This is a genomic window from Coleofasciculus sp., from assembly GCF_046539235.1.
GTDB lineage: Bacteria > Cyanobacteriota > Cyanobacteriia > Cyanobacteriales > Coleofasciculaceae > Coleofasciculus.
Genome location: NZ_JBKHHI010000389.1, coordinates 1 through 6,319, shown reverse-complemented (window position 1 = coordinate 6,319; position 6,319 = coordinate 1). Strand labels below are relative to the sequence as shown.

General features: G+C 46.4%; 5 protein-coding genes. 3 read left to right on the top strand and 2 right to left on the bottom strand.

All coding sequences use genetic code 11. The features are described 5' to 3' along the window. Positions 1 to 210: 210 nt before the first annotated feature. Together ACLFWI_RS24890 and ACLFWI_RS24885 are read right to left on the bottom strand one after the other, a co-directional pair. Complete coding sequence (locus tag ACLFWI_RS24890; RefSeq protein WP_446415152.1) at positions 211 to 1,920, bottom strand: ATP-binding protein; 1,710 nt, start codon at positions 1,918 to 1,920, stop codon at positions 211 to 213. A 125-nt stretch (positions 1,921 to 2,045) separates the two neighbouring features. Then, the gene (locus ACLFWI_RS24885; protein ID WP_446375385.1) at positions 2,046 to 2,276 is read right to left on the bottom strand and encodes a hypothetical protein; all 231 of its coding nucleotides are present in this window, start codon (positions 2,274 to 2,276) and stop codon (positions 2,046 to 2,048) included. A 203-nt stretch (positions 2,277 to 2,479) separates the two neighbouring features. Between ACLFWI_RS24885 and lepA the strand changes: the two genes are divergently transcribed. The 3 genes from lepA (at position 2,480) to ACLFWI_RS24870 (ending at position 6,246) form a co-directional block, all read left to right on the top strand. Then, complete coding sequence (gene lepA / locus ACLFWI_RS24880) at positions 2,480 to 4,291, top strand: translation elongation factor 4 (RefSeq protein ID WP_446415151.1); 1,812 nt, start codon at positions 2,480 to 2,482, stop codon at positions 4,289 to 4,291. Between the two features lie 314 nt (positions 4,292 to 4,605). Continuing rightward, positions 4,606 to 5,508: a polysaccharide lyase gene (locus ACLFWI_RS24875; RefSeq protein ID WP_446415150.1), complete on the top strand. Its 903-nt coding sequence runs from the start codon at positions 4,606 to 4,608 to the stop codon at positions 5,506 to 5,508. 123 nt (positions 5,509 to 5,631) lie between these two features. After that, positions 5,632 to 6,246, top strand: a complete 615-nt coding sequence (locus ACLFWI_RS24870; RefSeq protein WP_446415149.1) for a hypothetical protein — start codon at positions 5,632 to 5,634, stop codon at positions 6,244 to 6,246. Positions 6,247 to 6,319: the final 73 nt, after the last annotated feature.

The window sequence follows — 6,319 nt, the reverse complement described above, 5'->3', positions numbered from 1 at the left end:
ATGTCTAGGTACTTAGACGTAGTTGATGCGATCGCAATCCACCAACTACCCCCTGATATAGTAATCGCCATAGTGGTTAGGACGCATCCTATGGTAGAGACGTTGCATGCAATGTCTGGAACAACAGTTCGGAAAGTCCTAATCGATGTGTCTACTGCTATATCTGTAGGCTATTTCTACGACGCTGCACTAGCATGCCTCGCCTTTTGCTCAATCTGTGCGCGACACCATCACGGGTTCTTGATAAAGGGGAACAGTAAATGTCACAGTTGAACCTAAGTTTTCCCCCATGCTGAAGAAATGTACGACACCGCCCATGGTTTCCACTAGCTTTTGGGAAATAGCTAACCCTAACCCGGTTCCCCCGTAAGGACGATTGAGTCCACCATGCACCTGGCTAAAGGATTGGAAGAGTTTGTCTTGCTTATCCAAGGAAACCCCAATTCCCGTATCCGCTACCCGTACTTTCACATGTCCAGGAAATTCCTGTCCTTGAAAATGGACTTTCTTGCGAATCACTTCGGCGCTGATGGTAATTCCCCCTTCATCGGTGAATTTGATCGCATTCCCCACCAGGTTTAGCATCACCTGTAGCAGCCGTTGATAGTTCCCATACATAACAATGCCATCGTAAACGGCGGGAATTTCCAGGGTGAAGCTCAAATTCTTGTGATGGGCTTGCTGCGCGGTAAAATCATAGACCTTATTGAACAGATACTCTAACTCAACTGGACTAAACTCCAGCTCCATTTTTCCGGCTTCAATCTTGGCGATATCTAAGATATCGTTGATGATGTTGAGCAGATGTAAGGCACTATTATGGGCTTCCTGAATAAACTCTCGCTGTTCTTCGGGGTCATCCGCCATCCCTTCCAGAATCAGCTTGAGAAAGCCAATCATCCCATTTAGGGGCGTCCGCAATTCGTGAGAGGTGCTGGCAAGAAATTCACTCTTGAGGCGGGACACTTCTTCGGCTTGTTCTCTCGCCAATTCCAGTTCTTTATAGAGCGTACCATGAGCGATCGCGGTTCCTACTTGTTCAGCTAACTCCCGGACTAGCTCAATTTCTGCATCACTCCAGCAACGGTAGCGATCGCACTGTTGTAAACTAATTAATCCATTGGGTTCATCTTTATAGGACGTGGAAACCACCAGCAGGGATTTTTCCTGAAACCGACTGGGGGCGATTTGGTCAACTACAACAGGTTCGGAACTCCACATCGCTTGTTTCATTATCAGTTCCGACTCCAGTTCCAGCGTCATCCCCAACATTTCCTCTAATGAGTCTTGGCGATACTCTGCTTCCACCTTGACATCCGTGTAATCGGGTTTGTAGGAACAGATAATACAGCGACTGACTTGTAGGGCTTTCCCTAGACTGTCTACCGTTTGTTGCCAGATTGTATCTAAGTCTAACGTCCGGCGAATCCGGCGGGCAATTTGGGTGAGTAGTTTTTGATTGGGATCGACACTTAACGGCACCAGCGAATCGATCACTTTTTGTACCGAACCCTCAGGTAAAAGATGACCAATCACCCAAACCTGAGTCGCCTGACCGTCTGCTTGTAAAATGGGGCTGATCACCAGTTCAAAGGGAAAAACGTGATCGCCATAACAGAAGTCGTGGATACAGCGTTCTGGGGTGCGGTTGTCTAGAATCCGCTGGATTCGATCCCGATAAGCATCTAGAGCAATGGGATGAAAGGTTTGGTTGAGGGGAACCCCAATAACCTGTTCTTGAGTTAAATCATACTGCTCGGCCTGTCGCCAATAAAAGGAGTGATACTGACCTGATGCATCTTGGCTACACATCAGTTCAACCTCTAACTCCTGCAAAAAGCTTGACTTGCCTTGTGCAGTAGTAGATTGCATAGTGGTATACCCGAATTGAGGATGGTGAAAATCAGCAGGAGCAATCATCTACAAGAAACCTGGAAACTACAAGCAGCGAAAGGATTAGCGCTCGCACCAAGACAGACATAAATGCAACCCCTTAACGCCCTGGAGCCTCAGGCGAAAGAATAAAGTGACGAACCTCTTGGCTCTCAATCGTTCCATTCGCCTCGTGGCGGTACGGGTGGATTTCGTCTCAAGGTGCGGGTTAGCTCATCATCGCGATCGCGCTCTCCTCTTAGCCATTGACGAATGGCTGTTTCTATCACCTTAGACGGATCATTGGTTAAGTGTTTGATTTGGTCTAACAGTTGAGCATCCATCAGGATAGATATTTCTTCCTTGTCTGTTGAATGCTCTCGATGGACGGCATGATTATTCATGGTCAGCGTTTTGGTGTTCCCCTACACTACATTTTACGACAACTCGCTCTCTTGCCACCTGAGATTGGTGACGTACTTAGCCCCAAAAGGTTCTCTAGAGTTAGAGTATCAGGAGTATTGTCCCCATTTTGGCAAGAAACATTAAAATACATTAAGAGCCATCCATTCCCTGTTGCCGATTTTTTTTGTCACCCGATAATTCTATGACTGATGTTCCTGTCTCTCGCATTCGCAATTTTTCCATCATTGCTCATATTGATCATGGTAAATCCACTTTAGCCGATCGCCTCTTACAGACAACCGGTACGGTGAGCGATCGCCAGATGAAGGAACAGTTCCTGGACAACATGGAATTGGAACGGGAGCGCGGGATTACCATTAAACTGCAAGCCGCTCGCATGAACTATAAGGGGCAAGATGGTGAGCAATACGTTCTTAATTTGATTGACACCCCGGGTCATGTGGATTTCTCTTATGAAGTCTCGCGATCGCTTATCGCTTGCGAGGGCGCATTGCTCGTGGTAGACGCCTCTCAGGGGGTTGAAGCTCAGACTCTGGCAAATGTTTATTTAGCCTTAGAGCATGACCTGGAAATTATTCCAGTTCTGAATAAGATTGACCTCCCAGGAGCCGAACCGGAACGAGTGATCTCAGAAATTGAAGAGATCATCGGTCTTGATTGTAGCGGAGCCATCCTGGCATCGGCAAAGGAGGGGATTGGTATCAATGAGATTTTAGAATCTATCGTGCATTTGGTTCCTCCTCCCCAAGACACCATCAATCAGCCCCTGCGAGCCTTGATTTTTGATAGTTACTATGACCCCTACCGAGGTGTCATTATCTATTTCCGGGTGATGGATGGTACAGTCAAAACCGGGGATAAAGTTCGCCTGATGGCATCCAAAAAAGAATATGAAATTGATGAACTGGGTGTATTGTCACCAACACAAATCCAGGTTGAGCAACTGCACGCCGGAGAAGTAGGATACATAGCAGCGGCGATTAAAACGGTAGAAGATGCCCGTGTCGGCGATACAATTACCCTAGCCGCAGAACCCGCCGATAGCGCCTTACCCGGTTACAAGGAAGCCAAACCCATGGTGTTCTGTGGCTTATTCCCCACCGATGCGGATCAGTACGAAGATTTACGCGAAGCCCTCAACCGTCTCAAGCTCAATGATTCTGCTCTAAACTATGAGCCAGAAACTTCTAGCGCCATGGGGTTTGGTTTCCGCTGTGGTTTCTTGGGCTTACTACACATGGAAATTGTCCAGGAGCGATTAGAACGGGAGTATGATTTAGATTTAATCATTACCGCCCCATCAGTGGTCTATCGAGTCACGAATATGGATGGGGAGGTGTTGGAAATCGACAACCCCAGCTTACTCCCTCCACCCCAGCAGCGGGATAAAATTGAAGAACCATACTGTCGCATCGAGATGATTACCCCAGAAACTTATGTGGGGACGCTGATGGAACTGTGCCAAACGCGGCGAGGTGAGTTTAAAGATATGCGGTATTTAACCCAAGGGCGAACCACCTTGGTGTATGAATTACCTCTGGCGGAAGTCGTGACTGACTTTTTTGATCAACTCAAGTCGCGATCGCGCGGTTATGCCAGTATGGAATATCAGCTTATTGGGTATCGGGAAAACACTCTTGTCCGCCTTGATGTGTTAATTAATGGTGAGCCGGTTGATTCCCTGGCAATGATTGTTCACCGGGATAAAGCTTACTCTGTTGGTCGGGCGTTAGTGGAAAAACTCCGGGAATTAATTCCCCGTCACCAATTCAAAATTCCCCTGCAAGCCTCGATTGGTAGTCGGGTGATTGCCAGTGAACATATCCCCGCACTACGGAAAGACGTACTCGCTAAATGTTACGGCGGGGATATTAGCCGCAAGAAAAAATTGTTGCAGAAGCAGGCAAAAGGGAAAAAGCGGATGAAATCCTTAGGTACAGTTGATGTGCCTCAGGAAGCATTTATGGCAGTATTGCGCCTTGAACCCCAGTAAGGGAATGATTAATGTTCCAGACGTGCCATGGCACGTCTGGGAACAGGGGGAGACGAAAGACGTATTTAATGAGTACCTCCCCCACCGTCGCGATGGCGCTGCTCATGGGTGAAATAAAGACCCAGTGGGAACCGTGTAGGGGCGACCCGCTTGCACAAATTAACAACGATATCCAATCAATTTGCTCGGGTCGCCCTCTACTCAACGGCAAGGGCTGACAAAAGCCGAGCTTAAGGATTAAATTGGATGGTTGAGGTGCATCAAGATAAAGATGATCAAAACTCTACACTATTCCCCACGTTTAAGCCAAACCCATGTCAACCAAATTTAAGTATCTAACCGCTTCAGTTCAATGCGTAAGCGCAGCTTTTTTAGTCATCATGCTGAATAGTTGCGCTCAAACTGCTTCAAATGAAATGGAGTCCTCCTCTGCTTTAACCAATCCAACTGAGACCAGTCAAGATGTAGCCTCTAACGCTGATGTTACCCCCCTTTGGTCAGATAGCTTTGCCGCAACAGATTGGCAGCAATCTTGGCAGTTTAAAAGTGAGAAACAATGGGGTTTAGAAAATAGTGAAGTGATTAAAGATGCCGACGGCAGATTTGAGATGGTGCTGCGAGTTAACTATCCGGCGGGTTCAGCTAGCCCTACGGTTTCTCGAAAAAATGATGCCCCGTTAGGAGGTACGCAGTTTTATGCGGATTTAGGTTTACCCGCTAAAGATTCCCTGCGCTTGAGTTATTATGTTCGTTTTTCCGACGATTTTGACTTTGTGAAGGGGGGGAAATTGCCAGGACTTTATGGCGGTGACGGTGCTAGTGGCGGGAAAACTCCTGATGGAACCGATGGGTTTTCGACACGCTTCATGTGGAGACGCAATGGTGATGGGGAACTGTATGCCTATCTGCCCACCAGTGACGAATACGGCACATCAATTGGTCGGGGGAATTGGCAATTTATCCCTGGAACTTGGCATCATATTGAGCAGGAGGTTGTTCTCAATGAACCGGGTCAAGCCAATGGTCAGGTTAAAGTTTGGTTGGATGGAAACATGGTTCTAGAGGAGCAAGGATTGACATTCCGCACCGTTGAAGAATTGAAAATTGATGGCATATTTTTCTCCACCTTTTTTGGTGGCGGTGATCCCTCTTGGGCAACTCCGAAAGATGTGTATGTCGATTTTGCTGATTTCTCTGTCTCCGAGGTGAACGAATAGCACAAAAGGTAGGGTGGGCATTGCCCACCAGCCTCATCTGAGCGTGCTATTCACTCTAAGCTAAAACCCTCACCCCCAGCTATAAGTCCTTTTCGGCGTATTTTTTAACCAGGAAGGCGTGACATGTCGTCAAATGCCAAAAAGCGAAAGAAAAAAAACTTTGCTAGCTTTAATACAAAAGAAGCCTTCAAGCAATTAAGCCTAACTGAATTATTACTCTGGCACGTTGACAGCCAACCTGTTGCACCCAGTCCCTTTTTCCAAGAACGCTGGGCTAGATTACAATGTTTTGACTTACAAAAATATGAAGAATCTAAAAAAATAGTGATTGATGCAATTTGCGAAGAAGCTATACAACCCTATAAGAAGTTGAAAATATGGAAAGGGGCGGCTCTAGACTCTGATATAACCACAGGAAATGTTGATTACTTGATTACTGAACGTAAGGCTTATATTGAAACCCCTTATCTCTGTATTGTTGAAGCGAAAAAAGATGACTTTGAGCAAGGATTAGCTCAGTGTTTAGTAGAAATGCAAGCCTGTTCCTGGCAAAATCGCCAACGCGAGCAGGAGATTGATGTATTTGGAATCGTTACCAATGGAGATGGTTGGCGGTTTTATAAGTTAACAACTGAAGGTGAGGTGTATGAAACATTACTCTATGGAATTGCTCATCTCGACGAGATTTTAGGGTTGCTGCGCTATATTTTTCAGCGATGTGAACAACATTTGTCTTAAGGTAGGATGTTGGATTGTGTAAGCTGTCATGCATTTAAATTGGGTATTAGTAGCGAGCAAGATGCAAAGCCTG

Coding starts and splice junctions, on each gene's coding strand:
- ACLFWI_RS24890 (WP_446415152.1), bottom strand. CDS start 1,920: ATGATTGCTCCTGCTGATTTTCACCATCCTCAATTCGGGTATACCACT.
- ACLFWI_RS24885 (WP_446375385.1), bottom strand. CDS start 2,276: ATGAATAATCATGCCGTCCATCGAGAGCATTCAACAGACAAGGAAGAA.
- lepA (WP_446415151.1), top strand. CDS start 2,480: ATGACTGATGTTCCTGTCTCTCGCATTCGCAATTTTTCCATCATTGCT.
- ACLFWI_RS24875 (WP_446415150.1), top strand. CDS start 4,606: ATGTCAACCAAATTTAAGTATCTAACCGCTTCAGTTCAATGCGTAAGC.
- ACLFWI_RS24870 (WP_446415149.1), top strand. CDS start 5,632: ATGTCGTCAAATGCCAAAAAGCGAAAGAAAAAAAACTTTGCTAGCTTT.